General features: G+C 68.4%; 21 protein-coding genes and 1 riboswitch. Of the genes, 15 read left to right on the forward strand and 6 right to left on the reverse strand.

Features of this window, described 5'->3' with window-relative positions:
- Window positions 1-286 precede the first annotated feature (286 nt).
- Window positions 287-1,234, reverse strand: coding sequence for a FecR family protein (locus VJ655_RS18420; RefSeq protein WP_324113610.1), 948 nt, complete (start codon window positions 1,232-1,234; stop codon window positions 287-289).
- Window positions 1,206-1,784 (reverse strand): sigma-70 family RNA polymerase sigma factor, encoded by a 579-nt coding sequence (locus tag VJ655_RS18425; RefSeq protein ID WP_324113612.1) that lies wholly within the window; start codon window positions 1,782-1,784, stop codon window positions 1,206-1,208. The genes VJ655_RS18420 and VJ655_RS18425 overlap by 29 nt, the downstream gene beginning before the upstream one ends.
- Before the next feature lie 506 nt (window positions 1,785-2,290).
- Here VJ655_RS18425 and VJ655_RS18430 point away from each other — a divergent pair.
- The gene (locus tag VJ655_RS18430; protein ID WP_324113614.1) at window positions 2,291-2,740 is read left to right on the forward strand and encodes a host attachment protein; all 450 of its coding nucleotides are present in this window, start codon (window positions 2,291-2,293) and stop codon (window positions 2,738-2,740) included.
- A 61-nt stretch (window positions 2,741-2,801) separates the two neighbouring features.
- Here VJ655_RS18430 and VJ655_RS18435 read toward each other — a convergent pair whose 3' ends face one another.
- Both VJ655_RS18435 and VJ655_RS18440 read right to left on the reverse strand, forming a co-directional pair.
- Window positions 2,802-3,875: a tyrosine-protein phosphatase gene (locus tag VJ655_RS18435; protein WP_324113616.1), complete on the reverse strand. Its 1,074-nt coding sequence runs from the start codon at window positions 3,873-3,875 to the stop codon at window positions 2,802-2,804.
- Between the two features lie 12 nt (window positions 3,876-3,887).
- Window positions 3,888-6,182: a TonB-dependent receptor gene (locus tag VJ655_RS18440; RefSeq protein ID WP_324113618.1), complete on the reverse strand. Its 2,295-nt coding sequence runs from the start codon at window positions 6,180-6,182 to the stop codon at window positions 3,888-3,890.
- Window positions 6,183-6,338: 156 nt separating this feature from the next.
- Here VJ655_RS18440 and VJ655_RS18445 point away from each other — a divergent pair, with 156 nt between their 5' ends.
- The 12 genes from VJ655_RS18445 (at window position 6,339) to VJ655_RS18500 (ending at window position 22,418) form a co-directional block, all read left to right on the forward strand.
- Entirely contained in the window at window positions 6,339-7,634 is a 1,296-nt protein-coding gene (locus VJ655_RS18445; protein WP_324113619.1) for a TetR/AcrR family transcriptional regulator, read from the forward strand.
- A 108-nt stretch (window positions 7,635-7,742) separates the two neighbouring features.
- A complete protein-coding gene (locus tag VJ655_RS18450) occupies window positions 7,743-9,290 on the forward strand; it encodes an acetolactate synthase large subunit (protein WP_324113621.1) in 1,548 nt (515 codons plus the stop codon).
- Between the two features lie 24 nt (window positions 9,291-9,314).
- Complete coding sequence (locus VJ655_RS18455) at window positions 9,315-10,688, forward strand: FAD-binding oxidoreductase (RefSeq protein WP_324113623.1); 1,374 nt, start codon at window positions 9,315-9,317, stop codon at window positions 10,686-10,688.
- A gap of 237 nt (window positions 10,689-10,925) precedes the next feature.
- Window positions 10,926-13,085, forward strand: coding sequence for a TonB-dependent receptor (locus VJ655_RS18460; RefSeq protein ID WP_324113625.1), 2,160 nt, complete (start codon window positions 10,926-10,928; stop codon window positions 13,083-13,085).
- Complete coding sequence (locus VJ655_RS18465) at window positions 13,085-14,191, forward strand: PepSY-associated TM helix domain-containing protein (protein ID WP_324113627.1); 1,107 nt, start codon at window positions 13,085-13,087, stop codon at window positions 14,189-14,191. Before VJ655_RS18460 ends, VJ655_RS18465 begins: the two co-directional genes overlap by 1 nt.
- A 62-nt stretch (window positions 14,192-14,253) precedes the next feature.
- Window positions 14,254-14,679: a DUF2946 family protein gene (locus VJ655_RS18470; protein ID WP_324113629.1), complete on the forward strand. Its 426-nt coding sequence runs from the start codon at window positions 14,254-14,256 to the stop codon at window positions 14,677-14,679.
- Between the two features lie 120 nt (window positions 14,680-14,799).
- Entirely contained in the window at window positions 14,800-16,851 is a 2,052-nt protein-coding gene (locus VJ655_RS18475; RefSeq protein WP_324113631.1) for a TonB-dependent receptor family protein, read from the forward strand.
- A gap of 51 nt (window positions 16,852-16,902) precedes the next feature.
- Entirely contained in the window at window positions 16,903-18,270 is a 1,368-nt protein-coding gene (locus VJ655_RS18480; protein WP_324113633.1) for a PepSY domain-containing protein, read from the forward strand.
- A gap of 2 nt (window positions 18,271-18,272) precedes the next feature.
- Complete coding sequence (locus VJ655_RS18485) at window positions 18,273-18,737, forward strand: copper chaperone PCu(A)C (protein WP_324113635.1); 465 nt, start codon at window positions 18,273-18,275, stop codon at window positions 18,735-18,737.
- On the forward strand, window positions 18,737-19,318 hold the full coding sequence (locus tag VJ655_RS18490; RefSeq protein ID WP_324113637.1) for an SCO family protein: 582 nt from the start codon (window positions 18,737-18,739) through the stop codon (window positions 19,316-19,318). The genes VJ655_RS18485 and VJ655_RS18490 overlap by 1 nt, the downstream gene beginning before the upstream one ends.
- A 244-nt stretch (window positions 19,319-19,562) precedes the next feature.
- Window positions 19,563-21,680, forward strand: a complete 2,118-nt coding sequence (locus tag VJ655_RS18495; protein ID WP_324113639.1) for a transglycosylase domain-containing protein — start codon at window positions 19,563-19,565, stop codon at window positions 21,678-21,680.
- Window positions 21,681-21,779: 99 nt separating this feature from the next.
- A complete protein-coding gene (locus tag VJ655_RS18500) occupies window positions 21,780-22,418 on the forward strand; it encodes a DUF2799 domain-containing protein (protein ID WP_324113641.1) in 639 nt (212 codons plus the stop codon).
- A gap of 224 nt (window positions 22,419-22,642) precedes the next feature.
- Here VJ655_RS18500 and VJ655_RS18505 read toward each other — a convergent pair whose 3' ends face one another.
- Both VJ655_RS18505 and cobO read right to left on the reverse strand, forming a co-directional pair.
- Window positions 22,643-23,047: a DUF1636 domain-containing protein gene (locus VJ655_RS18505; protein WP_324113643.1), complete on the reverse strand. Its 405-nt coding sequence runs from the start codon at window positions 23,045-23,047 to the stop codon at window positions 22,643-22,645.
- The gene (gene cobO / locus VJ655_RS18510) at window positions 23,044-23,616 is read right to left on the reverse strand and encodes a cob(I)yrinic acid a,c-diamide adenosyltransferase (RefSeq protein WP_324113645.1); all 573 of its coding nucleotides are present in this window, start codon (window positions 23,614-23,616) and stop codon (window positions 23,044-23,046) included. Before cobO ends, VJ655_RS18505 begins: the two co-directional genes overlap by 4 nt.
- Before the next feature lie 108 nt (window positions 23,617-23,724).
- Window positions 23,725-23,929: riboswitch (cobalamin riboswitch) on the reverse strand.
- A 63-nt stretch (window positions 23,930-23,992) separates the two neighbouring features.
- Between cobO and VJ655_RS18515 the strand changes: the two genes are divergently transcribed.
- Window positions 23,993-24,340, forward strand: a complete 348-nt coding sequence (locus VJ655_RS18515) for an arsenate reductase family protein (protein ID WP_324113647.1) — start codon at window positions 23,993-23,995, stop codon at window positions 24,338-24,340.
- Between the two features lie 118 nt (window positions 24,341-24,458).
- Window positions 24,459-25,499 (forward strand): substrate-binding domain-containing protein, encoded by a 1,041-nt coding sequence (locus VJ655_RS18520; protein ID WP_324113649.1) that lies wholly within the window; start codon window positions 24,459-24,461, stop codon window positions 25,497-25,499.
- Window positions 25,500-25,668 lie beyond the last annotated feature (169 nt).

The raw sequence follows: 25,668 nt of genomic DNA on the forward strand, positions 1-25,668 counted from the left end.
GATCTTGAAAGGCACGGCTTGAGCCAAGGCGGCCCCGCCCGTCAGCGCCCACAGCGCCGAAGCGGCGCACAGCAAGGCTCGCCGACTGGAGCGGCTCGTCCAGTTACGCATCGATTATCCCCCATCGTTGCGAAGCCCGCCAAGCGCGGCCTCCTGACAACACGAGGAATGCGGTCCGATTTTCCGGTGCTCTTTGGCGCGATTACTCCGCACACCGCGCAACACGCCTGCTTTTTACGCGGCCTTGTCGTGGGGCGCCCGTTTCGAGTGCTCGAAGGCGCGTTGCTTACGACGCCCGGGGCCGAGTGATGCGGATCGCTCTCTCATCGACGCTGACCTTGGCGCCCAAGGTCGCCGCGACGGCGGCGGCGAAGCTCTCAGGGGCGTTGGTCTGAAACAGCCCCACGAACCGTTCCTTGGCTAGATCGGGATCCTCGATCAGGATCTGGCGACCGTTGTAACGGTTGAACAGCGCCGCGGCCTCTTCGAGGCTCTCGCCGTCGAGGGCGATCTCGCCGTTGCGCCAAGCCAGGCTGCGCTCGATATCCGAAGCCGCCTCGGCGACCGGCGTCGCGGTCGTGCTGGCCAGCACAAGCCTGTCGCCGGCCGAAAGACGATGACGCGGCCCCTCGACACCTTCCACCCACGCCTCGACGACGCCTTCCGTGACCATGATGTCGACGTCCGAGGCGCCCTGCTCGCGCCGGCGCACCGAGAACGCCGTGCCGACCGCCCGCACGCGAACGGGGCCCGCGGCGACGACGAAGGGCCGCTCCGGATCCTTGGCGACCTGGAACCAGGCCTCCCCCTGCTTCAGCAGGACATCACGCGCCTTGGGCTTGAGATCGACTTCCAGGGTCGAGCTGGTGTTGATCGCGACCATCGATCCGTCGGCCAGCGGGACGCGGCGGATTTCCCCCAGGCCCGTATCGAGCCTCTGCGGGCGACGGCTCCAGAGCCCGCCGCCGACCAAGGCCGCCGCCGCCGCGCCCGCCGCGATCAGGCCGCGCCGGCTGGGACTTGGCTTTTGGACCGGCGTTGATCCGGCCAAAGCGCGACCGCGGTCCAGAAAGCTGATGGCGGCCTGCGCTCGCAACAGGGCGCCGGCCCGCCGAGAATCCCCGGCCAGCCAAGCCTCGAGTTCCGGATCCGCCTCCGCGCCCAGTCCACGAGCGTCGATGCGCACCGCCCACAGGGCCGCCTCGTCATCGATCTCGCTTGCGGACGGGCTCATGAGTGTTGCGGCTCACCGGATGATCTTGCGCCGGGACCTCCGATAAGGCGCGCAGGATTAAACGCAACCCCCTCGCGGCCTGGGCCTCGACCACGTTCTCGGTGACGCCCAGCCGCGCCGCGATCTCCTTCTGCGAAAGACCGTGTATCCGGCGCAGGGTGAAGATCTGTCGGCATCGCTCGGGCAAGTCCTCGATCAGGCGCCGGACTCGGCCCAACTCGCGACGGCTGGCGACGACGCGTTCGGGAGACGGCTCATCATCTACGACGTTCAGCGCGTCGATTTCCGTTATGCAATCGATGCGAACGATACGCGCCCGGCGAATTTTCTCGATCGAGATATTGCGGGCCACCCGGAAGAAGTAGGCGCGGCCGTTGGCGATATGCGCCGTGCTTTCCAGCGCCGCCAGCCGGCAATAGGTCTCCTGGACGATGTCGTCGATATCGGCGGGCGCCGCGCCGGATCGGCTAAGCCATGCGCGCACGTCGGCCTCGTGCGGCAGAATCTGCGCCCCCACGAAAGCGATGATCTCTGCGCGACTCTGCGACAACGGCCCCTCGCGCTAGACAAGCTCGATAGCCGGATGCTCTGGCGTACGGGCGCGCCCCGCAACCTCTGGAACGGTTCTCGCCATCCCCAGCGCCTCCGCTGCCGCACCAAGCAGCAGACCTTCGCTCAGGCGCCTCGGCAACGCGCCCTGACCAGGCCTCGTGAGCCGGTCGCATGGTCTGGAGCGATCATCAGGGGTCGCCCTCGGCGGAAGGTCGCCAACGCGCCCGGTCCAGCGAAGGTTGAGAGAGAGGGCCTGCCCACCGCCTATCCAGCCGCAAGGAAGCGGTATGCCCATAACATCATTCCTCCACTCCGGCGCCGCATCTGCGTGAGCCGGCTCGATCGCGGCGCCAAGATGTGGGCCAAGGCGCTTCAACCCACGGGCCGAGGCAAATCCAGTTTCCGGTCGGCCCGACCGCGGGCCGCCACATCATTGTTTCTTTTCCGTCACGGTGGGTGTCAGCTACGGGGCGCTCGGTTCAACCTCGACTTGAGGAGTTCACCATGGTGGCCAGCGTTCTGTTCATCGTCGCTGACGGCGCACGCGCGCGGCTTGTCGTCCGCTCAGCCGATAACGGCGACTTTATCACCTTGCGGGAGGTGGATGGTCGCGAGCGACTTGAAACCCTGCGACGCGAGTTGCGGGCGTCGCCCGCGGGACGCAGTCAGGAGAGCGCGTCGCCGACCCGGCGCTCGGTCGGCCGAACCGAATCCGTCCGCCAGGCCAAGGAGGCGTTTGTCGCGGAAGCCGCCGCCTTGGCGGTGGCCGAACATGCCGACCACGCTCAGGACGGAGTCGTTGTGGTCGCGCCCGAACGGCTCGCCGCAATCCTGCAGAAGAATCTCGAAGGGCGGTTGAAGATCGTCGGCGTGTTGGCGAAGGACCTGACCAAGGTTCCCAATCACGCCCTGCGCAGTTGGCTAGATCCCATCCACCCACATCGATCGGCCTGAAGAGGCTCGACGCAGAACCCCTTCACGGTTCCGGCTCCATAGACCGAACCGCCTTTTGGCGTCACGTCAGGTAGGCCTTCCTCATCGCGGCGATCTTTTGATCGGTCAGACCGAAACGCGACTTGGTCAGGGCGACCGGACCGCCGTGCTTGGCGTCGATGATCGCCAGAGCGCGGCGCATGACCTCTGGGTCCGAGCCCATGATCACCTGCAGCACCTCGGGCGGCAGCTTGGCCAGGGCCTGCATCTGCTGGGCGGTCACGCTGGCGCCGCCTCCCCCGCTCTGGGCCATCTTCGCGTAGTAGGACGGCGGTGTGTAGACCTGGGTCAGGGCGTAGTCTTGCAGCACCGTCGCGCGCGGCGCGCCCAGCACCGACAGGATCAAGGCCGAAGCCATGCCCGTGCGGTCCTTGCCGGCGCTGCAGTTGAAGGCCAACGGACCTTCGTTGGCGACCAGACGCGCGAACATGTCGGTATAGTGCGGGGTCAGCATGTCCAGGAAGCCGACATAGGCGTCGGCGAAGCCCTGGAGGGCGTCCTCGCGCGTCTTCATCGTCATGAGCGCGGCCATCGAGGCGCTCATGTCGTAGTCCGTGGCCAAGACCTTGGGGCCCGGTGTGTTCAGGAACGGGTTCGGCTCGCTGGCCCGCTCCTGTGGGCTACGCAGGTCGCAGATGGTCAAGACGCCCAGAGCCTTGAGGTATTCCATGTCGGCCAGGGTCAGGCCCGCCATCACGCCCGAGCGATAGATCTTGCCCCACTTCACCTGCTGGCCGCCGGCGACGCGCCAGCCGCCGAGGTCCCGGAAGTTGCGGCCGCCTTCCAGCGGCAGCAGGCGCTCGGCCACCCGAGTCTGGCGGCCGTCGGCCGCGCTCACCAGGAAATAGGGGCGCGGCGAGACCGGGGCCTCCACGCTGACCGAAGTCCCGGCGGCCGTCTTCAGCGGACGCATGGCCGCCTTCCGGGCGTCCGGGTCGGGCGAGACCAGGACCGAAACGGCCCCGGCGCCCGTCCAGTCCAGGCGGACGCCGCTGGGCGCGGTGCGCTCGGCCTTGGCGTCCAGCGCGACCGCGGCGTTCGCCGCCGGAGCCAGCGCCAGGGCGCCGGCGATGGTCAGGAACTGACGACGATCCATGTTCATCCCCCTTTAGAACTTCACGTTGGCTTCGACGCCGAAGGTGCGTGGCTCGCTGAAGATCGAATACGTACCCAGGGCGGCGTTGGTGTTGCGCAGGAAGGCGTAGGACTTGTTGGTCAGGTTTCGCGACCAGACCGATAGCTGAAGAGCCGGCGCGCCTTCGGAGAGCTGGATGTCGGCCAGGGCCAGGCGGCCGTTCATCGTGAAGGGCTTGTCGCTCTTCGTCGGGTCGGTCGTGCTGGTGTATTGAGCGTCGGCGAAATTGGCGTCCAGGTGAGCCTTGAGGGTCGCGCCGAAGGCCGGACGGACGTAGTCCATGGCCACGCTGCCGGCGTTCTTGGGGCTGTACAGCGGATAGATGGTCGACTGGGCGTTGGTGAACGGGTTGAACGCCTTGGACAGCTTGATGTCGGTATAGGCGTAGCTGGCCGACAGGGTCAGGCCCTCGACCGGCATCAGGGTCAGGTCGGCCTCGAAGCCCTTGGTCTTGCCCGTGGCGGCGTTGGTGGTCTCCAGCGTGCCGCGATTGTTGTTGAGGATCAGGACGTTGAAGTCGACCTGGGCGTCCTTAACATCGCCGGTGAACGCCGCCAGGTTCAGGCGGCCGCGACGGTTCCAGAACTCGGTCTTGGCCCCGATCTCGAACATCTTGACCTTTTCCGGGTCATAGGCGCGATAGGTCAGCGAGCGCGAATTGGCTCCGCCGGCCTTGTAGCCCGTGGCCCAGCGGCCATAGAGATTGATGTCGGGCGTGACCTCGTAGGCCACGCTGATCATCGGGTCGAAGTGGCTCCAGCTCTCGTCCAGCGGGATCTTGCCGACGACCGTGTTCTTGTTGGCGTCGACGTACGACGGCAGTGCGCCGTTGACGATATCCAGGTCGCCCTTCTTGGCGTCCTTGGTGTAGCGGCCGCCGACCGTCACGTGCAGCTTGTCGTCCAGCACCGGCGGGGTCCAGGCGGCCTGGCCGAAGGCGCCGTAGCTGGTGGTGCTCACGTGGCTGGCCCGGTCCAGCGCTATGGTGTTGAAGTCCAGCGACAGGCTCGTATAGGCCGTGCCCGTAGCGTTCCACTGCAGCGAGTTGGGTGTCTGGGCGTTGTCGCGGACCTTTTCGCGGAAATAAAAGACGCCGCCGACATATTCGACACGGTCGGTCTTGCCGACCAACTGGAACTCCTGGCTCGCCTGGTCCTGCCACACGCGGGCGACGCTGTAGCGGGCGAAGAAGCCGTTCGGCGAGAACACCGACAGGGCCACCGCGCCGTTGTCGAACTGGGTCTGGGTCAGCTTGCGGTACGAGCTGATCGACTTCAGGTCCAGGTTGTCGGCCAGCTTCCAGGTCAGGTTCAGGCGGTGACCCCAGGTGTCGCCCTCGCTCATCTGCAGCGGCACGCCGATATTGGCGATCTTGGCGCGGTCGGACTGGACCGGGCTCAGCGGCGCCAGGGCCAGGGCGCCCTTCTTCTCCAGCTGCACATAGTAGGGAGTCGAACCATCGTACGAGACGTCGAAGGCGTAGTCGGCGCTGAAGCTGTCGCTGGGCTTCCAGGCCGCTTCCAGGTTCAGGCCGCGCTTGTCGTAGCTATTGAAGTCCGGCTGGCCCGAGGTGGTCGGATTGGTCGTCGTGCCGCCGCGTTTGCTGAGCAGCGCGTCGATCTTGACGCTGACACCGTGGAATTCCGGCAGGTCGATGTGGGTCTCGCCCTTGTAGCCGTTGTAATTGCCGTAGCCGAGCGTGGTGTTCATGCCGAACACGCCGGTCGGGGCCCTGGTGACGATGCTGACCGCGCCGCCTTCGGTGTTACGGCCGAACAGGGTGCCCTGCGGACCCTTCAGAACCTCTATGCGCTCGACGTCGTATAGCGCCGAGCCCAGTCCCTGGGCGCGCCCCAGATAGACGCCGTTGACATAGACGCCGACGGCCTGGTCGCGGGCGGGCTGGTTGGCGTCGCCCAGGGCGCCGATACCGCGCATGCCGATCGTCAGGGCCGACTTGCGGGCGAAGAACGGGGCCACGCGCAGCGACGGGATCGAGCCGTCGCCCAGATCTTCCACCGACTGGACATGACGGGCCTTCAGCGCTTCGGCGTCCATGGCCGAGATGGCGATCGGCGTGTCCTGCAGATTGGTCTTGCGCTTCTGGGCGGTGACCACGACCTCCTCAAGGCCGATCGAGCCGTCGCCCGAGGCGGTAGCGGCGGCCACCTCCGTCTCCGTCGCGTGAGCCGCGCCGCACAGGGCCATGGTCGCCGCGCCAGCCAGCAGGCCGGCGCGCAACGCCGACACCTCGAAATGCCGTTTCATGTGTTTCCCCAAGCTGTCCCAGCTGACCGCCGGGCTCGGAGGGGCGTCTAAGCGCGACCTGTGACCTTAGAACGAATGTTATGTTTCAGTTCCACGAAGGTCGCTGTTCGCCGAAGGGCAAACTTGCGATCCTCGGCCCGACGAGGAATATGCGTCATGCCCGCGCGCGCCCTCCCTCCCCTTCACACCGGAGTTTCTCCGTCTACGCCCGCCGAGGAACGCCCGGACAACGCGCGGCAGCGCCTGACCGCAGCCGCGGCGCAACTGGTGGCGGACGGAGGAATCGCCGCCGCCTCGGCCCGCGCGATCGCGGCCAGCGCTGGCACAGCGGCCAGCGCCATCAATTACAACTTCGGCAATATAGAACGATTGTTATCGACGGTTTTCAAGCAGAGCGTCGAAGAGACCCGGGCCTGGCTGGAACACCGCGCGCGCGAGCTCAACGCCTTGCCACGCTCGCCTGACGGCGCGGCCTTCGCCCTGCTGCATGTCCTTGACGCCTGGCGCCGCGACGAGGGCCGCCGCCTGGCCCTGACCTACCAGGAGGCGGTGACCGCCGATCCGGGCCGTGGCGTCGCCGCCGCCTGGACGCGAGTGTGGCGCGACTTCTGGACCGACGTGGCCAGGGACTTCGGCTTGGCGCCGATCGACGGCCGGGTACTGCACGCCTTCTTCGAGCATGAGGCCCTGTACAATCTCTCCACCTGGTCGCCCGCGCTGGAGGCCCTGGCCCTGACCGAGATGGTCGAGCGCTTCGCCGCGCTCTGGCTGGACGCTCCGGACCGAGCGCCGCGCGGCGCGGTGGTCGTGGCCGAGCGCGCGGCGGGAATCCGCCCCTACGGCTCGGTGCCGCCCGCGGCGATGCGGATCGCCAAGGCCGCCGCCCTGGTGGTCGAGGACAAGGGCCTGACCGGCCTGACCCACCGGGCCGTGGCGGCGCGCGCGGGCGTCACCACCGGCTCGGTCACCCACCATTTCCGCTCGATCGAGGACCTGGTCGCCGGGGCTATTCGCGGGCAAGTCCAGGCCATGACCGACGAGGCCGGAAGCGGCGCTCCGCCACCGGTCGACGACCTCGTGACGATCGAGGGATTGTTCGAGGCCCTGCGCCTGCACGTCACCGCCGAGCTGCCATCGCCCCCGGTCATCCGTCGCCGCCGTCTTTTCCTGGCCGCCGTGCGCCGGCCTGAGTTGGCTGGCGCCGGCGCGGTCATCCGCTTCGCCTATGGCGGCACCTTGCGCGACAGCCTGGGCCGAGTCTTCGGGCTGGATGGTCCCGAATTGGTGATGCAGGCCAGCGTGCTGGCGCGGGTGATGGCGGCGATCTGGTTCGCTTGCGCCGGCGACGAGGATCCGGGCGCATCCCGGCAGGCGCTGTTCGATCGGATCACGGCCAGGTTTCGCGTCGGGATCGCCGCGAGACGTCAGGACCACCAACGTTCGGGCCACTGACGCCCGGCGATACGGTCCTTGTCTAGGATCAAGGCGATCCTGGCGACGCGCGCCGATAGTCCCAACCTCATGGCTCATCTCAAAAAGAGCCAAGGGGGGAGCTTCGACATGAACGGCGCGGAAGCCTTCATCGCCACGATCCGCCAATGCGGGGTCGAGGTCTGTTTCGCCAATCCAGGCACTTCGGAAATGCAGCTGGTCGGCGCGATCGACAAGCAAGATGGCATGCGCGCCATCCTCGGCCTGTTCGAGGGGGTGGTGACCGGCGCGGCGGACGGCTATGGCCGCATGGCCGACAAGCCCGCGGTGACCTTGCTGCACCTGGGTCCTGGCCTCGCCAACGGCCTGGCCAATCTGCACAACGCCAGGCGCGCTGGCGCCCCGGTCATCAACATGGTCGGCGACCACGCCACCTACCATCTGCACCATGACGCGCCGCTGACCTCGGACGCGGCCGGGGTGGCGCGGCCGATGTCGGACTGGGTGCGGATCTCGCGGTCCGAACGCGACCTGGCCCAGGCCGGGGCCGAGGCCTTCAAGCTCGCCCAGACCTATCCCGGCCGCGTCGCCACCGTGATCGTGCCGGCCGACCACGCGTGGAGCGAAGGCGCGGCCGCCGTCGCCCCGCCCTCTCCGCCCGAGACGCCCTTGGCGCCCCCGTCCGTCATCGCCGACGCCGCGGAAGCGCTGCGCGCGGAGCCAGGGGCCAAGTGCCTATACCTGGGCGGTCGGGCCCTGCGCGAGGACGCCTTGATCCAGGCCGGCCGCATCGCCGCGGCCGTCGGCGCGCGCCTGGTCTGCGAGACCTTCCCCGCCCGGCTGCAGCGCGGCGCGGGCCGCGTAGCGGTGGAGAGGTTGCCCTATTTCGGAGAAATGGCCGAAGCCTTCCTGAGCGGCTTTGGCACGATCGTCTTCTGCGGCGCCGAACCGCCAGTGTCGTTCTTCGCCTATCCCGGAAAGCCCAGCTGGCTGTCGCCGGCCGACGCCAAGCTGGTCCGTCTCGCCTCGATGCGCGAGGACGCCCTGGCCGCCTTGTCGGGACTAGCCGAGGCGCTGGACGCCCCCGCCCAGCCCGCCGCCTTGCAGCAGCCCCAGACCTTCCCGCATGGCGAGGGCAAGCTCTCGGTCGAGGACATCGGGGCGGCCTTGTCCGACCTGACGCCGGAACGCGCCATCGTCTCCGACGAATCCGCGACCAGCGGCCTGGCGCTCTACGCCATGACGGCCGGGGCCAAGCCTCACGACTGGCTGTGCCTGACCGGCGGCGCGATCGGCCAGGGCCTGCCGGTGGCGGTCGGCGCGGCTGTCGCTTGTCCCGACCGCAAGGTCATCGCCCTGCAGGCCGACGGCTCGGCGATGTACACCAACCAGGCCCTGTGGACGATGGCGCGCGAGCAGCTCGACGTCGTCACCATCCTGCTGAACAACGGCTCCTACGCCATCCTCAACATCGAACTCATGCGCGTGGGCGTGCAGAACCCCGGCCCCAAGGCGCTGTCGATGCTCGACCTGCGCAGGCCCGAGATCGACTGGGCCCAGATGGCGCAGAGCATGGGCGTGCCGGCGATCCGGGCGACCACCGCCGAGGCGTTCCGCCAAGCCCTGGCCGACGCCTTGGCGGCCAAGGGTCCGCGCCTGATCGAAGCGTTGCTCTGACGCGACCAAGGGGAGGAACCGATCATGGGCCTGCTGGACGATATTCACGCGATCGTCGGCGACGCCGGCCTTATCGCCGGCGAGGACGTCGGGAAGCGTTCGGACTGGCGGGGCGTTGTCTGCGAAGCCAAGGCCGTGGTGCGTCCGCGCTCGACCGACGAACTCTCGGCGGTCATGCGGCTATGCCACGCCGCCCGCCAGCCGGTCGCTCCCGCCGGCGGCCTGACCGGCCTGGTGCGCGGCGCCTACGCCTCGGGCCAGGAGATCCAGATCTCGCTCGAGCGGATGCGCGCCATCGAGTCCGTCGATCCGGTGGGCCGGACCATGACGGTCGAGGCGGGCGCGGTTCTGGAGACCGTGCACGAGGCGGCCGCCGCCCACGGCCTCCTCTATGGCGTCGACCTGGGCGCGCGCGGCTCTTGCACGATCGGCGGCAACATCTCGACCAACGCCGGCGGCAACACGGTGATCCGCTACGGCATGACCCGCGAGAACGTGCTGGGCCTCGAGACGGTGCTGGCCGACGGGACGATCGTCTCGTCGATGAACAGCCTGCTGAAGAACAACGCCGGCTATGACCTCAAACAGCTGTTCATCGGCAGCGAGGGCACGCTGGGGATCGTCACCCGCGCGGTGCTGCGCCTGCATCCGGCCCCGACCAGCGAGGCCACGGCGATCCTGGCCGTCGACGGCTTCGACAACCTGACCCGGATCTTCTCGCTGGTCGGCCAGCGCCTGGGCGGGGCGCTGCGCTCGTTCGAGGTGATGTGGAGCAATTATTACGACCTGATCGCCGTCCGCAGCGGGCGCCACAAGCCGCCGCTGGCCGCTGGTCACGACTACTACGTGATCGTCGAGGCCGCCGGCTTCGATCCCGAGCGCGACGAGATCCAGTTCGCCGACCTGATGGGCGAGGCTCTGGAACAGGGCCTGACCGCCGATGCGGTGATCGCCGCCTCCAAGGCCCAGCGCATGGCGATCTGGGCGATCCGCGAGGATGTGCCCGGGCAGATCATGATGATGACGCCGGGCGTCTCGTTCGACGTCAGCCTGCCGATCAGCCGCATGGATGCCTATATCGAGGGCCTGCGAGCGTCGCTGGCCGGCTCGTGCGGCGAGACGGCGATGATGATCGTCTACGGCCACATCGGCGATAACAACCTGCATCTGCTGGTCGCCCCGCGTCCGTGGAGCGACGCGGCCAGCCAAGCGGCCAAGGAGATGGTCTATCGTCCGCTGGCGGCCCTTGGCGGCTCGGTTTCGGCCGAGCATGGCATCGGCCTGGAGAAGCGCGAATGGCTCCCCCTGTCGCGCTCGCCCCAGGAGCTGGCCTTGATGCGCCACCTGAAGACCGCCCTGGATCCCCACGACATCCTCAATCCGGAGAAGGTTCTCTAGGCGGCGCCATCGCCGGTCACCTGTCGGGGAAAACCGCCGAACTGACCGCGTGGCGTGGCGAACCGGAACGCTAGACTCACCCGCGCGGCTTCCATATCCGGCGCCTTTCAACCCTGGTTCGACACTCAAAACCGCCAACGATGCGGATGTGTGGCCCTGATCGCGAAATGGATATTGCAATTCATTCTCAATACCATCATAGCAGCCGCCATCCTGTTTCAGCGCTGTCGGGGCGATATGAGTAGCAAGACGTCACACACCAATGTCCGCCGCGCCGGCCTGGCCGGGCTGAGCCTACTGGCGCTGGCGACAGCCGCTCGGGGCCAGGCCCGATCGGACACGACCGACGTCGACCAGGTTGTGATCACCGCCGCGCGGACCGTGTTGCCCGCCAGCGCCCTGCCGCTGACCGTGGACGTCATCGGCAACGAGAGCCTGTCGCAGCAGGTGGCCATCAGCGGTTCGATCGTCGACGCGGTCTCGACCCTGTCGCCGTCGTTCTCGCCGACCCGTCAGAAGCTGTCGGGCGCGGGCGAGACCCTGCGCGGCCGCTCGCCGCTGTACGCCATCAACGGCATCCCCCAGTCGACCCCGATCCGCGACGGCTCGCGCGATGGCTACACGATCGACCCGTTCTTCATCGATCGCGTCGAGCTGATCTACGGCTCCAACGCCCTGCAGGGCATCGGCGCCACGGGCGGCGTCGTGAACCAGGTGACGGTCGGCGCGCCCAAGGCGGACGGCGTCTCCGGCCGCATGTTGGCTCAGGCGACGGCGGGCCATGACCTGGGCGACGCGGTCGGCGGCAAGATCGCCGGTCTGGTCGCCTGGCGAGACGGCGCGTTCGACGCCACCGCCGGCGTCGCCTACGACGCGCGCGGAGCCTTCTACGACGCCCACGGCCGCCGCATCGGCATGGACAACACCCAGGGCGACGTTCAGGACTCCAAGACCCTGTCGCTGTTTGGCCGGGTGGGCTGGCGGATCAACGACCGCACGCGCCTGGACGTGGTGGCCAATCGTTTCGAGCTGAAAGGCGACGGAGACTACGTGACCGTCACGGGCGCCGCCGCGGCGCCGACCGATGGCGACCGCCCCGCCCGCCTGCCAACCACCGCCTACCGCGGCGTCGTGCCGGGCGCGCCCGCCGCCAATCGCGTCGAGACCATCTCGGCCGCCCTGACCAGCGACCTCCATGGCGGCGCCTTCAACGCCCAGGTGTTCTTCAACCGCTCGCGCGACACCTTCGGCGGCGACAGAAACGCCACCTTCCAGGACGTCAGGATCGCCCCGAACGGCACGCTTTTCGACCAGTCCTCCAACCGCTCGCGCAAGCTGGGAGCGCGGATCAGCTACGAACGCGCCGTCCCGGGGCTCGAGGGCCTGACCGCCACGGCCGGCCTTGACGCCCTCAACGACCGCACCGAGCAACTGCTGATCGCCACCGGCCGCGCCTGGGTGCCGCCGACCAAGTTCCAGAGCCTCGCCCCATTCATCCAGGGCAACTACGCCCTGCTCGACGGCAAGCTGCGTCTGGCCGGCGGCCTGCGCTTCGAAAACGTCACGCTAAAGGTCGACGACTTCACGACCCTGGCCTTCTATGGCTCTCGCAAGGTCGGGGGCGGCGATCCCGACTTCAAGGCGACCCTGGCCAACGGCGGCGTGGTGTTCGAACCCGCCAAGGGCCTGCGCCTCTACGGCAGCTACGCCGAAGGCTACACCGTGCCCGACGTCGGTCGCATCCTGCGCGCGATCAATGTCGCCAATGTCGACGTCGACAACTACCTGGCCGTCGAACCAATCGTCTCGAACAACCGCGAACTGGGCGCCGAGCTGAAGCGCGGCCCGTTCGACGCCAGCCTCGCCTACTTCTGGTCCTCGTCGAAACTGGGTCAGCTTCTGGTCAAGAACGCGGGTGGCGTCTTCGACGTCCAGCGCCAGAAGATCGCCATCGAAGGCCTGGAAGCCAATGTGAAGGCCAGGACCCCTGTCGAAGGGTTGGACGTGTCGGTCGGCTATGCTCGCCTGCGCGGCAGGACCGACACTAACGCCGACGGCTCGCTCGACACCGATCTCGACGGCGCCAACATCTCGCCCGATCGCCTGAACCTCGCGGCCGACTACCAGACGGGTCAATGGGCCCTGCGCCTGCAGGTGCAGAAGTACATGTCGCGGAACATGCAGCGGGCCCTCGTGAAGGACGACTTCGAAGGCTATACGCTCGCCGACGCCTTCGTTCGCTACGCCCTGCCGGTCGGGACCGTATCGCTGGGGATCCAGAACCTCTTCGACAAGCAGTACATCTCGTACAATTCGGACACGACCTCGCCGGCCAAGGACAAGTTCTACGCCGGCCGCGGCCGCGCCGTGACGCTAGGCTGGGAAACGCGCTTCTGATGAAGGTCCTGCGCCTGCTGCACCGCTGGACGGGCGGGCTGATCGGCCTGCTGCTGGCGCTCCTGGGGTTCACTGGCGCGCTACTGGTGCACGAGGACGCCTTCCTGCGCGCCACGACGCCTCACGCCGCCGACGCCCAACGGCAGGACGCCGCCACCTTGGCGGCGATGGCGACCAAGGTCTTCGCCGCCGAGGACCGACCGCGCTCGATCGTGCTGGCGACGGAGCGCATGGGCCTGCACAAGCTGGCCTACAAGGCCGAGGAGCGGGCCGCCTACGCCGATCAGGATGGCGATATCGTCCAGAGCTGGACCTCCAACTGGGCCCGGCCCGAGATCTGGATCTTCGACTTCCACCACCACCTGTTCAACGGCGACGCCGGCGAGATCGTCGGCGGGATCGCCGGCCTGGCGGGGCTCGGCTTCGTGACCACCGGGCTCATCCTGTGGTGGCCGACGCGGCGGATGTTCCACGTCCGGCTCTGGCCGCGATCGATGAAGCGGGCGGCCGTCGTCCACCATCACCGGGACCTGGGCGTGCTGGTCGCGCCGCTGCTGATCCTGTCGCTGACGACCGGCGCGGCCATGAACCTGAAGTGGTTCTCCCAGGCCTTGCGCGCGCCCTTCTCCCCGCCGGCGGTGATGGAAAGGGCCTCGGCCGCGCCCAAGCTCAAGGGGGGCGCGCTGGCCAAGGACCTCGACTGGGCCAAGGCCATCGGCCAGGCCCAGACCCGCTTCCCGGGCGCGGAGATGCGTACGATCAGTCTGCCGCAGAAGAAGGGTGGGTTGATCGCGATCCGCCTGCGCCAGCAGGCGGAATGGCTGCCGAACGGCCGCTCGATGGCCTGGTTCGATCCGGCTACCGGCGCGATGGTGGCCAGCCGCGACGCCCAGGCCCTGCCCCTCGGCTCGCGGATCGCCAATCTCGACTTCCCCCTGCACGCCGCCAAGGTCGGCGGACTGGCCTATCGCCTGGTCATGACCGTGTCCGGCCTCACCCTGACCTTGCTTGGAACCCTGGCCGTCGTAACCTTCTGGGGTAATCCCTCGGGATCGCCACGCCGTGGGCGGGGGAGGCCGCCTCGGCGATCCATCGCTCGCGGATAAGGCGGCGCTCAGGATAAACACGGAGGCGACAGGGCGAGCGGCTTCGACTAAAGCCTTTTGCCGTGACCCGCCCGACGCTTCATCGCCGTCCGTTCGCCCGCGCCGTCTTCATGACGCTCGCGGCGCTGGCGGTCGTCTTGAAGGTGCTGATTCCGGCCGGCTTCATGACCGCGCCCGATCCGCGCAACGGCCTGCCCTTCGCTCTGGTGCTTTGCACCGGCGAGGGCGCCAAGCTCGTCCAGCCGGGCGAAGCGCTTGGCGGCCATCACGACAAGAACAGCGACGCCGACAAGTCCGCGCACGACACGCCCTGCCCGTTCGCGAGCCATGGCGCCGCCGCACCGCCACCCAGCCCCTTCGCGACCGCCAAGGTCGATTTCGTGGCCTATGTCGCGGTTCCGCCCGCGCGCGTCGTCCACATGACCCCGGGCCGCGGCCTCGCCGCGCCGCCCCTGCCGGCCCGAGGTCCTCCCAGCCAGCTGATCTGAAACTCCGACCCGGGTCGGAGCGCCATGCGACGCCCGTGGGCTTAAGCCCGCGCGGCTTGCTCTCCCATTCAGTTCAGCTTGCTCACACGGCGCGCCCTGTCGCGCGCCAGGAACCTATCCATGAAATCGCTTCTGCTGGCCGCCACGGCCGTCGCCGCCCTGATTCCGCCCGCCGCCCAGGCGGCCGGCCCAGCCATCGGCCCCGATAACGAAGTCTCGTCGGTGATCGTCACCGCCCGCCGCAATCCCGAGGACCCGCCGATCGTCGCCGACGCGCGCAAGCGCCTGTCGGAAACCCCAGGCGCTGTATCGGTGATCTCGCAAGAGAGCCACATCAACCGCCAGACCCTGGCCCTCGACGACATGCTGCGTGACGCCCCCGGCGTCTACGCCCAGCGCAAGTGGGGCGGCGACATCCGCATCTCGATCCGCGGCTCGGGCATCGGCAACGCCAACCACAACCGCGGCCTGCTGATCGCCCAGGACGGTGTGCCGCTAAACGAGGCGGACGGCTTTGGCGACAGCCAAGTCGCCGACCCGCTGAACACCCGCTACGCCGAGATCTATCGTGGCGGCAACGCCCTGCGCTTCGGCGGCGCCCTGCTGGGCGGGGCGATCAACATGGTCACGCCGACGGGCAAGAACGCCGGCTTCGACAATCAGGTCCGTATCGACGGCGGCTCCTACGGCCTGCTGCGCGAGCACGTGGCCCTGGCCCGCCAGTCCGGCGACTGGGATGTCTATGCCGCGGCCACCAACCAGACGAGCCAGGGCTGGCGCTCGCAGAGCCAGCAGAACATCCAGTTCGGCAGCCTGAACCTCGGCCGCTCGTTCGGCCAGGACCGCGAGGTGCGCTTCATCCTCAATGGCTCGAACATCAACCAGGAGATCCCTGGCTCGCTGACCCTGGCGCAGTTCGAGGCCAATCCGCGCCAGACGGCGGTCGGCAACGCCAATGGCGACCAGGGCCGCAACCAGCGCGGCGTGCGCGGCTCGCTGCGGACGACCTGGCGGCTGAACGACCAACTGGTCTTCGAAGGCGCCGTCTACGGCGTCTGGAAGGACCTGGATCATCCGATCTTCCAGGTCATCGACCAGGAAAGCCGCAACTACGGCGCCTTCGGCCGGTTCGACTGGGACGGCGAGATCGCCGGCAAGCGCGCCGACGCCTTCTTCGGCGCCTGGTATCGCCAGGGCGACCTGGACTCGCACTTCTATCTCAACAACCGCGGCGCCCGGGGCGCGCTGCAGTCGATCTCCTACCAAAACGCCAAGGCCATGGACGTGTTCGGCGAGGGTCGCCTGTTCGTCACCGAGCGTCTGGCCGTGGTCGCCGGCGCGACCTGGGGCCAGGCCGAGCGGGACTATGTCGGCGTCGCGGTTCCAGGCGTGAAGGGCACGTTCAATCTCGAGGCGTCCAAGACCTACGACTGGATCTCGCCCCGGGTCGGCCTGCTCTGGCAGAACGACGTCGGCGACCAGCTGTTCGCCAACCTGACCCGCTCGGTCGAGCCGCCGAACTTCGGTTCGCTGACCCCGACCAACACCGGCTTCGCCCCCGTGAAGGCGCAAAAGGCCTGGACCGGCGAGGTCGGCGCGCGCGGCCGGCGCGGCCCCTTCACCTACGACCTGACGCTCTATCGCGCCGAGCTCCGGGACGAGATGCTGCAGTACGCGGTCAGTTCGTCGATCCCGGCCGCGACCTTCAACGCCGACAAGACGATCCACCAGGGGATCGAGGCGGCGCTGGACTGGGCGCCGACGCCGCGCTGGCGGGTCCGCCAGACCTGGACCTTGTCGGATTTCCGGTTCGACGGCGATGTCGACTACCGCGACAATCGCCTGCCGATCGTGCCCAAGTCCTTCTACCGCGCCGAGGTCCGCTACGACGATCCGCGCGGCTGGTTCGTGGCGCCGTCGCTCGAGTGGTCGGCCACCGACCCGTGGATTGACTACAAGAACACCCGCAAAGCCCCCAGCTACGCGATCCTGAACCTGAACGCCGGCTGGAAGATCAATCGGGCGGTGTCGCTGTTCCTCGACGCGCGGAACCTGACGGACAAGGCCTATGTCTCCAACACCCAGGCCGCGATCGCCTGGACCGCCACGACCGCCACCCTGTGGCCGGGCGACGGCCGTTCGGTGTTCGGCGGCGCGACCGTCAACTTCTGATCCGGATCGGCGGCGGGTGAAGGCCCGCCGCCACAGCCTCGGAGCCTCGCGATGTCCGCGATCGAGACCCCCGAAAGTCCGGCCCCGGCCGGCGAACTCTACCGCGCCTTCTGGCGCTGGCATTTCTACGCCGGCCTGCTGGTCCTGCCGATCCTGATGCTGATGGCGCTGACCGGCGGGCTCTATCTGTTCAAGGACGAGCTCTCCGCGATCGTCCAGCGCCCGCTGGTGGCGGTGGCCGACAGCCCCGCGACGACCACGCCCAGCGCCTGGATCGCCTCGGCGCAGGCCGCGACCGGCGGCAAGGTCGGGCAGCTCGTCATCCCCGCCCGCGGCGACCGCGCCGTCCAGGCGACCGTCGAGACCCCGGCAGGCAAGCGCACGGCCTATGTCGATCCCCATAGTGGCCGCTATCTAGGCCAGACCCAGTCCGGTGGCCTCATGGGCTTCGTCAAGCGCCTGCACAGCCTGGATATCGCCGGACCGGTCATGAACCTGATGGTCGAGGTCGTCGCCGGCTGGGCGATCGTCCTGGTCGCCACCGGCGTCTTCCTGTGGTGGCCGCGCGGCCAGGCCGGCGGGATCGTCACGGTACGGAGCAAGCCTGCCAAGCGGCTCTTCTGGCGTGACATCCACGCGGTGACCGGCGTCTTCGCCAGCGGGGTGATCCTGTTCCTGGCGGCGACCGGCATGCCCTGGTCGGCCTTCTGGGGCAAGGAGGTCCGTGAGATCACCACGCAGGCCGGCCTTGGCCGTCCGAAGCCGCCCGTCGCCGAGCAGCACCACGTCGCCAAGCCGGCGGAAGGCGTGCCTTGGGCGCTGCAGACCCGAACGCCGCCGACTTCCGGCATGGAAGGCCACGACCATCACAGGATGATGATGGAAGCCGCCGCGCCGCTGGACGCCGACGCCGTCGTCGCCAAGGCGCGGGCGGCGGGCCTGACCGACGGCTTCACCCTGACCCTGCCCAAGTCGCCGGGCGGAACCTGGACCGCCGCCTACATGCCCGATCGGGTCGAGCGAACCCGCACCCTCTATCTCGACGGCCGCGACGGCCATGTGCTGGCCGACCTTGGCTATCGCGACTTCGGTCCGGCGGCCAAGGCCATCGAGTGGGGGATCGCCGTCCACCAGGGCCAGCAGTTCGGCCTGGTCAACAAGCTGGTCATGTTGGCCGGCTGCGTCGCCATCTGGCTGCTGGGCGTCTCGGCCATCGTGATGTGGTGGAAGCGTCGCCCCAAGGGCCGCCTCGCCGCCCCCGCCCGGCCGACCACGCGCGGCGCCTATGCCGGCCTGCTGGCCGTCGTGCTGCCGCTCGCCATAATCTACCCCCTCGTCGGCGCGTCGCTGGCCGCGGCGCTGCTCATCGATCTCATTTTCCGGCGACTGACCTCGCCCTCCCTCAAGGCTGGAGCCTGACCATGAAAACCCTGACCCTGATCGCCGTCTCCGTCGCCGCCCTCTCTTCGGCCGGAATGGCCTCAAACGCCCTCGCCGCGCCCGCGCCGAAGGTCGCCGCCACCGACGCCTGGTGCCGGCCCGCCCCCGCGGGCGCCCTGGCCGGCGGCTGCTACGTCACCCTGACCGCCAAGGCCGACGACCGCCTCGTCGCCGTCGAGACCACGGCCGCCGACCATGGCGAGATCCACACCATGTCGATGGACGGCGGCGTCATGCGAATGCGCAAGCTGACCGAGGGCCTGGCGCTGCCGGCCGGCAAGGCCGTGGCCCTCAAGCCCGGCGCCGACCACATCATGATCATCGCGCCGAAGGTCGCGTTGAAGGAAGGCGCGAAGATTCCGCTGACCCTGAAATTCAAGAACGCGGCTTCCGTGACCGTGGACGCCGTCGTCAGGACGCCGCCCATGCCCGGGATGGTCCACTGATGCGGCGGGTCCTGCTCGTCACCGCGGCGGTCCTGCTAGCCGCCGCGCCCCTGGCGGCTTGCAGCCGTCAGGACGGCGCCAATCCGGTTCGTTCGCTGGTCAAGATCGGCGGTCCGTTCAGTCTGATCGACATGAACGGCCGGCCGGTCAGCGAGAAGTCGCTGCTGGGCAAGCCGACGGCCATCTTCTTCGGGTTCACCTACTGCCCGGAGGTGTGCCCCACCACCCTGACCGACATGACGGCCTGGCTGAAGGCGCTCGGGCCGGACGCCGACAAGCTGAACGCGGTGTTCGTCTCGGTCGATCCCGAGCGCGACACGCCCGAGCAGTTGCGCCTCTATCTGTCCAACTTCGATCCGCGCATCCAGGGCTTCACTGGGACGCCCGAGGCGGTCGCCAAGGCGGCCAAGGCCTATCGCGTCTACTACCAGAAGGTCCCGCAGGACGGGGGCGGCTATACGATCGACCATTCGTCGTCGGTCTATCTGTTCGACGCCAAAGGCCAGTTCGTCGAACCCATCGCTTACCAGGCGCCGCCCGATCGTGCGTTGAGCCAACTGCGCGACCTGCTGTCGCGCTGAGCCCAAAAGGGTTGGGCGCAAAAGAAAAGCCCGGCTGAAAGGCCGGGCTATTTAAGTCAGGGAGGAAACGCCCAGGAAGGGCAGAGGCCAAGGGCCTCACGGGGAGATCAGGTATGGTCGTCCCTCGATCGTTCAAGGGGCGTGGACGGAAAAACTTCCCGTTCCGCGCGCTTGGCTTGACCGGGCCGTGTGGTATGAGCCCCGACGACGAGTGCGGGCGTGCGCCCGAAGCGAGCGCCGACCCATGTCCGATCCCGCCGATCCGAACGACATCGCCCCCGAGACGCCGAAGGCGCCACGTCGTCGTCGCCCCCGCGCCGAGGGCACGCCGCTGATCGTGGAGTCGTCGACGCCCGGCGCGCCGCGACCGTCCAAGCCGCGCCCCCCCAGCAAGCCGCGCGACCCACAGCCAGCCCTGGTCGAGCCGGAGACGGCGGCCCCTCCCGAGCCGCCCCCGCCCGAACCGGCGCGCCCCGTCCGCAAACCGATCTGGAAGCGTCCCGCCTGGCTGATCGGCGCGGCCGCCGCCATCGTGCTGGTCGTGGTGCTGGTCGCCTCGCTGTTCTGGTCGCTGCCGCTGAGCCGCGCGCTGGAGCCGTTGAACAATTCGGCCATCGTACTGGTCGCCCAGGACGGCTCGCCCATCGCCAAGCGCGGCTCCTACAAGGAAGCGCCGATCGACGTGGCCGAACTGCCGGCCTATGTGCCCGGCGCCTTCATCGCCATCGAGGACCGCCGCTTCTACAGCCACATGGGCGTGGATCCGAAGGCCATCGCCCGCGCCCTGGGCAAGAACGCCAAGGCCGGCGGCGTATCCGAAGGCGGCTCGACCATCACCCAGCAGTTGGCCAAGAACGCCTTCCTGTCCAGCGACCGCAATCTCCGGCGCAAGGCCCAGGAAGCCCTGATCGCGGTCTATCTGGAGGCGCGTCTCTCCAAGACCGAGATCCTGTCGCGCTACCTGTCGTCGGTCTATTTCGGCGACGGCGCCTTTGGCCTGCGCGCGGCGGCCCGGCACTATTTCGACAAGGCGCCCGAGCAGCTGTCGATCGGCGAGGCCGCGATGCTGGCCGGCCTGGTCAAGGCTCCCTCGCGCCTGGCCCCCACCGACAATCTGGAAGGCGCGCGCGAGCGGATGCGGGTGGTGCTGGGCGCCATGGTCGAGACCAAGACCATCACCCAGGCGCAGGCCGACGCCGTGGGCGACGTCTCGCCCGTTCCGCCGCGCGACAAGGTGCCCACGGGCTCCTATTTCGCCGACTGGGCCCTGCCCCAGGCCCGCGCCGCGATCGGCGCCCGCTACGGCGAGACGATCGTCAGGACGACCCTGGATCCCAAGCTGCAGGAGAAGGCGGAGAAGATCCTCAACGACTTCATCGCGCGCGACGGCAAGGTCCTGAACATCACCCAGGGCGCCCTGGTGGCCATGCGCAAGGACGGCAGCGTCGTGGCCATGGTCGGCGGCCGGGACTACAAGCAAAGCCAGTTCAACCGCGCCGACGGCGAGCGCCAGCCCGGCTCGTCGTTCAAGCTGTTCGTCTATCTGGCCGCCTTGCGCGAAGGCATGACCACGACCTCGCCGATCCTCGACACGCCGGTGCAGGTCAGCGGCTACATGCCCAAGAACCACGAGGGCAAGTATCGCGACCGCGAGATCCCGCTGATCAGCGCCTTCGCGGCCTCGTCGAACGTGGCCGCCGTGCGCCTGGCCCATGACCTCGGCCCCGCCAAGGTGATCAAGGTCGCCCGCGACCTGGGCGTCACCGAGAAGATCCCCACCGACCTGACCATGGCGCTGGGCACCGGCTCGATGAGCCTGACGCGGCTGACGGCGGCCTACGCCTCGGTGGCGGCGGGCGAATATCCGATCGTCGCGCACGGCCTGGAGGCCTTCAGCAAGCCCAGGACCACGCCCTACGACCCCAAGGTGCTGGCCGGCATGCGCGACCTGCTGCGCTCGGCCACCCATCGTGGGACGGGCCTGGAGGCGGCCATCGACGGCGCCTACGGCAAGACCGGGACCACCCAGAACTATCACGACGCCCTGTTCGTCGGTTACGTCGACGACCTGGTGGTCGGGGTCTGGGTCGGCAACGACGACAACAGCTCGATGAACGGCGTTGTCGGAGGCGGCGAGCCGGCCAAGATCTGGAAGGCCTTCATGCTCTCGGCCCTTGGTCGCGACGTCGCCCCGCGCCCGGTCGAGGATCCGCTGGAGGATCTGGGCCTGCCGCTGGAAGGCGAGATCGGCCCCGATGGCCTGCCCCTCGTCCCGCTGACGGTCCCGACGGAGCCGGCGGCGCCGGCCGCGCCCAACAGCGGCGTTCCGCAGGCGCCAGCGCCGGCGGAACCGCGTCCCTAGGTCTCCACCGAACCGGGAACGTCGTTCAGCCAAGGTTCACATGGCCAAGCTCAAAGCTCCTTCAGCACAGTCGGGGAGGTTGAGGTGCGGGATCATTCTATGCGCTCTGTCGCGATCGGGGCCTTCGTCGCCGTCGCGGGGCTCGTGACGGCCAGCTGCGCCACCATGAGCCAGGAGGAGTGTCTGCGTGGCGACTGGCGCGCGGTCGGCTACGACGACGGCGCCAGCGGCCATGCGATGAGCCGGATCGACGAGCACGCCAAGGCCTGCCTGAAGACGGGCGTCACGCCGGACATTCGACTCTATGCGCAAGGCCGCGAAGAAGGCCTCGTCCGCTACTGCACCGAGGCGAACGGCTTCCGGGTCGGCCGGGAGGGGCATTCCTACGCCAACGTCTGTCCCGCCCCGGTCGAGGGCGAGTTCCTGGGCGGCTATGCCGACGGCGAACGGGTCCACGCCGCCGAGAGCCGGCTTGAAAGCGCCCAGTCGGACCTCAGCGGCGCCGACAGCCGGGCGGAGAAGCGCGCGCGCCAGGCGGATGGCGTCGAGGACGAGCTGCGCAATCCCAAGCTGACCGACGAGCAGGTCCGCGAGCTACGCGACCGCCTGCAGCGCCTGCGCCGCGAGCGTCGCGAGGCGATCGAGGACGGCCGGCGAGCCGAGGCCGCGATCCGTGACGCCGAGCGCGAGGTCGACGACCTCAAGGCCCGCTACGCGCCGCGCTACGGCTGGTGGTGAGGGCTATGGGCCGGATCGACATTCAAGGCGGCGTTTGAATTCAATAACTCGCCTTCCTGGGCCTTGTGCCCAGGACCCATGCCAGCGGCAGGCTGAGATTTAGAAGCTAGCCGGGGCTGAATAGCCCAGAGCGCTGGTCAAACTCGGCGACCTTGGAACGATGGGTCCTGGGCACAAGGCCCAGGAAGGCAGGAATTGTGCGCTGCCTTGAATATCGATCCGTCCTAGTCGGCCACCAACCGCCCCGCCGGCGGGACGCGGACGATGAAGTGACCCTTCACGCCCTCCGGCCATTGTCGGTAGGGCACGACGCCCTCCTCGCTCGCGGCGTAGGCCACGGCGTAGTCGAGAATGGCCCGGGCCGCCTCGGCGGTCGGTTCGAAGCGGCCTAGGACATAGCCGACCTTGCCTGGCGCGCGCAGGTGAACCGAGCAGTGCTGGGCGCAGTTGAACAGGCACGGCATGGTCTGGACGGCCACGCCGGAGCTCGCCGCCGCTTCACGCAAGGCGGCCGCCAGTAAGGCCCCGCCCCGCTCCCCCCGCGGGCTCTCCCGTTCGTCGGCCGAGAAGCGGCAAGTGTCGCAAACCACCACCGCCGGCCCGTCGTCGGCCGGAACAAGGATGCTCAAAACTCGATCCCCGCCTGAGCCTTCACCCCGGCGCGGAACGGATGCTTGAGCTGGGCCATCTCGGTGACGAGATCAGCCGCCTCGATCAGTTCGTCAGGGGCGTTGCGGCCGGTGATGACCACATGCTTGCCCTCGGGCCGCGCGGCCACGACCTCCAGCACCTCGGCCAGCGGCAGGTAGTCGTAGCGGAGGATGATGTTCAATTCGTCGGCCACGACCATGTCCCAGTCGTCGGGATCGAGGATGCGAGCCTTGATGACTTCCCAGGCCTGGCGGGCCACGGCGATGTCGCGAGCGCGGTCCTGGGTGTCCCAGGTGAAGCCCTCGCCCATCGGCCGGAACTCGACCTGCTCGGGAAAGGCGTCGAACACCACCTTTTCGCCGGTGGTCATCGCGCCCTTGATGAACTGGATGACGCTGACCCGGTGGCCGTGGCCGATGGCGCGGATGGCCATGCCCAGCGCCGCCGTCGTCTTGCCCTTGCCCGCCCCGGTGTGGACGATCAGGAGGCCCTTCTCGATGGTCTTCTCGGCCATCATCCGCTCGCGAGCGGCCTGGATGACCTTCATCTTGGCGTTATGGCGCGCGTTCCTAACTGCCTCTGGGGTGGCCTCTGGGGCGGCCTGGTTTTCGACTTGCACGTTCGTCGTCCTGCTTTCGCCGGACACCCCGCCGGCCGCGTTGATGTGACGAAGGCCGGTCTCCTGGCTTACGCCCTCCCGTCGCGACGCCTTCCCAGGACCTCCTGACAAGCAGAGAAAGGTCCCAGTGGCGTGAGGTCGCGACGATCGATGGACGATCACAGTTGCGGGGGCAGCCGCGGATTGGTCACCGCGTTCCCGGAGACCTCGCGGTCTCCATGCCTTCGCTGTCCGGCGTAAGCGCGGCGGCTGGACGGGTCAAGCGCCCTCGCCTACATCGGCCCCGCAGTCAGGAGCCCGCCCCATGAGCCTCACCGTCTATCATAACCCCAAGTGCACGACCTCGACCAAGGTCGTGGCGCTGCTGCGCGAGGCCGGTCACGCCCCGACGGTCGTGGAATATCTGAAGACGGGCTGGAACCGCGAACAGCTGCTGGACCTGGTGAAGCGGTCCGACACCGACCTGAAGGGTCTGCTGCGCGAGCGCGGCACGCCCGCCGAGGAGCTAGGCCTTCTGAAGGCGGACGTTTCCGACGAAGCGCTGCTGGCGGCGATGGTCGAGCACCCGATCCTCGTCAACCGCCCGATCGTCGACGGTCCCAAGGGCGTGGTCCTGGCCCGCCCGGTGGAGAAAGCCCTGACCGTCGTATAGCCAAGCTTCGTCCGCACACGGATACTGTCGCAAAACTGTCGCCGATCTGTGACAAAAGCCCGGTCATCGATCCGGCATGCTCCCCCCACGTCACCCGGACGACACAGGATTTGACGACATGAACAAGCTCCTTGGCGCGGTCGCGACCATCGCCCTGCTCGCCGTCGCCGACCAAGCCCACGCGGCGCGCGACTACGTCTGGGCCGCCGGCTCCTCGACGGTGTTCCCCTTCTCCACGCGGGTGGCCGAGAACTTCTCGAAGAAGACCGGCAAGAAGTCGCCCAAGGTCGAGAGCCTGGGCACGGGCGGCGGCATCAAGATGTTCTGCGGCGGCACGGGCGAGAAGTTCCCCGACATCGCCAACGCCTCGCGCCCGATGAAGAAGTCCGAGTTCCTGGCCTGCCAGAAGGCCGGGGTGAAGGACATCGTCGAGATCAAGATCGGCTTCGACGGCATCGTCGTGGCGACCGACAAGAAGGGCCCGGACTTCAACTTCAAGATCGAGCAGCTGTACCTGGGCCTGGCCGACCAGACCCTGCGCGGCGGCCAGCTGGTGAAGCAGCCCTACAAGAACTGGAACGAAGTCGGCCAGGGCCTGCCCAAGGCCCGCATCCTGGTCTACGGGCCGCCGCCGACCTCGGGCACCCGTGACGCCTTCGTCGAACTGGCCATGGAAGGCGGCGCCGCCAAGCTCCCCACCCTGGCCAAGATGAAGGGCGAGGACGAGAAGAAGTTCAAGGCCACCGTCTCGCCGATGCGCACCGACGGCGGCTGGGTCGACGCGGGCGAGAACGACAACGCCATCGTCGGCACCATCGAGAAGACCCCGAACACCTTGGGCGTGTTCGGCTTCTCGTTCCTCGAAGAGAACGCCTCGCGCATCAAGGGCGCGGCGGTCAATGGCGTGAAGCCGACCCCGGCGGCCATCGCCAGCGGCCAGTATCCGCTGTCGCGCTCGCTCTACATCTACGTGAAGAAGTCCCAGGTCGGCGTGACGCCAGGCCTGAAGGAATTCGTCACCGAGTTCGTGTCGGACGCCGCCACCGGTCGCGGCGGCTACCTGCAAGGCCGCGGCCTGATCCCGCTGCCCCCGGCCCAGCACGTGGCCATGAAGAGCAAGGCGGGCGCCCTGCCGGCCATGCCGGCGCCGAAGGAATAGAACTCTCAAGACGATAGAGCTCGTGAAGGGCGGCGGCTTCGGTCGCCGCCCTTTTTCATTCCGTCTTGCGCGCGAACGGAACGTCTCCGCATCCCGGGCTCCAGGACGCCTCGTCGGGCGCATATTCGTGGAAGGTGGCGCGTACGCCAGGATCGTCGTCCAGGCAGCT

The sequence above is a fragment of the Caulobacter sp. genome (assembly GCF_035254145.1).
Taxonomy (GTDB): domain Bacteria; phylum Pseudomonadota; class Alphaproteobacteria; order Caulobacterales; family Caulobacteraceae; genus Caulobacter.

Coding starts and splice junctions, on each gene's coding strand:
- VJ655_RS18435 (WP_324113616.1), bottom strand. CDS start 3,875: ATGGATCGTCGTCAGTTCCTGACCATCGCCGGCGCCCTGGCGCTGGCT.
- VJ655_RS18515 (WP_324113647.1), top strand. CDS start 23,993: ATGAGCCTCACCGTCTATCATAACCCCAAGTGCACGACCTCGACCAAG.
- VJ655_RS18450 (WP_324113621.1), top strand. CDS start 7,743: ATGAACGGCGCGGAAGCCTTCATCGCCACGATCCGCCAATGCGGGGTC.
- VJ655_RS18480 (WP_324113633.1), top strand. CDS start 16,903: ATGTCCGCGATCGAGACCCCCGAAAGTCCGGCCCCGGCCGGCGAACTC.
- VJ655_RS18460 (WP_324113625.1), top strand. CDS start 10,926: ATGAGTAGCAAGACGTCACACACCAATGTCCGCCGCGCCGGCCTGGCC.
- VJ655_RS18485 (WP_324113635.1), top strand. CDS start 18,273: ATGAAAACCCTGACCCTGATCGCCGTCTCCGTCGCCGCCCTCTCTTCG.
- VJ655_RS18430 (WP_324113614.1), top strand. CDS start 2,291: ATGGTGGCCAGCGTTCTGTTCATCGTCGCTGACGGCGCACGCGCGCGG.
- VJ655_RS18465 (WP_324113627.1), top strand. CDS start 13,085: ATGAAGGTCCTGCGCCTGCTGCACCGCTGGACGGGCGGGCTGATCGGC.
- VJ655_RS18520 (WP_324113649.1), top strand. CDS start 24,459: ATGAACAAGCTCCTTGGCGCGGTCGCGACCATCGCCCTGCTCGCCGTC.
- cobO (WP_324113645.1), bottom strand. CDS start 23,616: ATGAAGGTCATCCAGGCCGCTCGCGAGCGGATGATGGCCGAGAAGACC.
- VJ655_RS18500 (WP_324113641.1), top strand. CDS start 21,780: ATGCGCTCTGTCGCGATCGGGGCCTTCGTCGCCGTCGCGGGGCTCGTG.
- VJ655_RS18455 (WP_324113623.1), top strand. CDS start 9,315: ATGGGCCTGCTGGACGATATTCACGCGATCGTCGGCGACGCCGGCCTT.
- VJ655_RS18490 (WP_324113637.1), top strand. CDS start 18,737: ATGCGGCGGGTCCTGCTCGTCACCGCGGCGGTCCTGCTAGCCGCCGCG.
- VJ655_RS18495 (WP_324113639.1), top strand. CDS start 19,563: ATGTCCGATCCCGCCGATCCGAACGACATCGCCCCCGAGACGCCGAAG.
- VJ655_RS18440 (WP_324113618.1), bottom strand. CDS start 6,182: ATGAAACGGCATTTCGAGGTGTCGGCGTTGCGCGCCGGCCTGCTGGCT.
- VJ655_RS18420 (WP_324113610.1), bottom strand. CDS start 1,234: ATGAGCCCGTCCGCAAGCGAGATCGATGACGAGGCGGCCCTGTGGGCG.
- VJ655_RS18475 (WP_324113631.1), top strand. CDS start 14,800: ATGAAATCGCTTCTGCTGGCCGCCACGGCCGTCGCCGCCCTGATTCCG.
- VJ655_RS18445 (WP_324113619.1), top strand. CDS start 6,339: ATGCCCGCGCGCGCCCTCCCTCCCCTTCACACCGGAGTTTCTCCGTCT.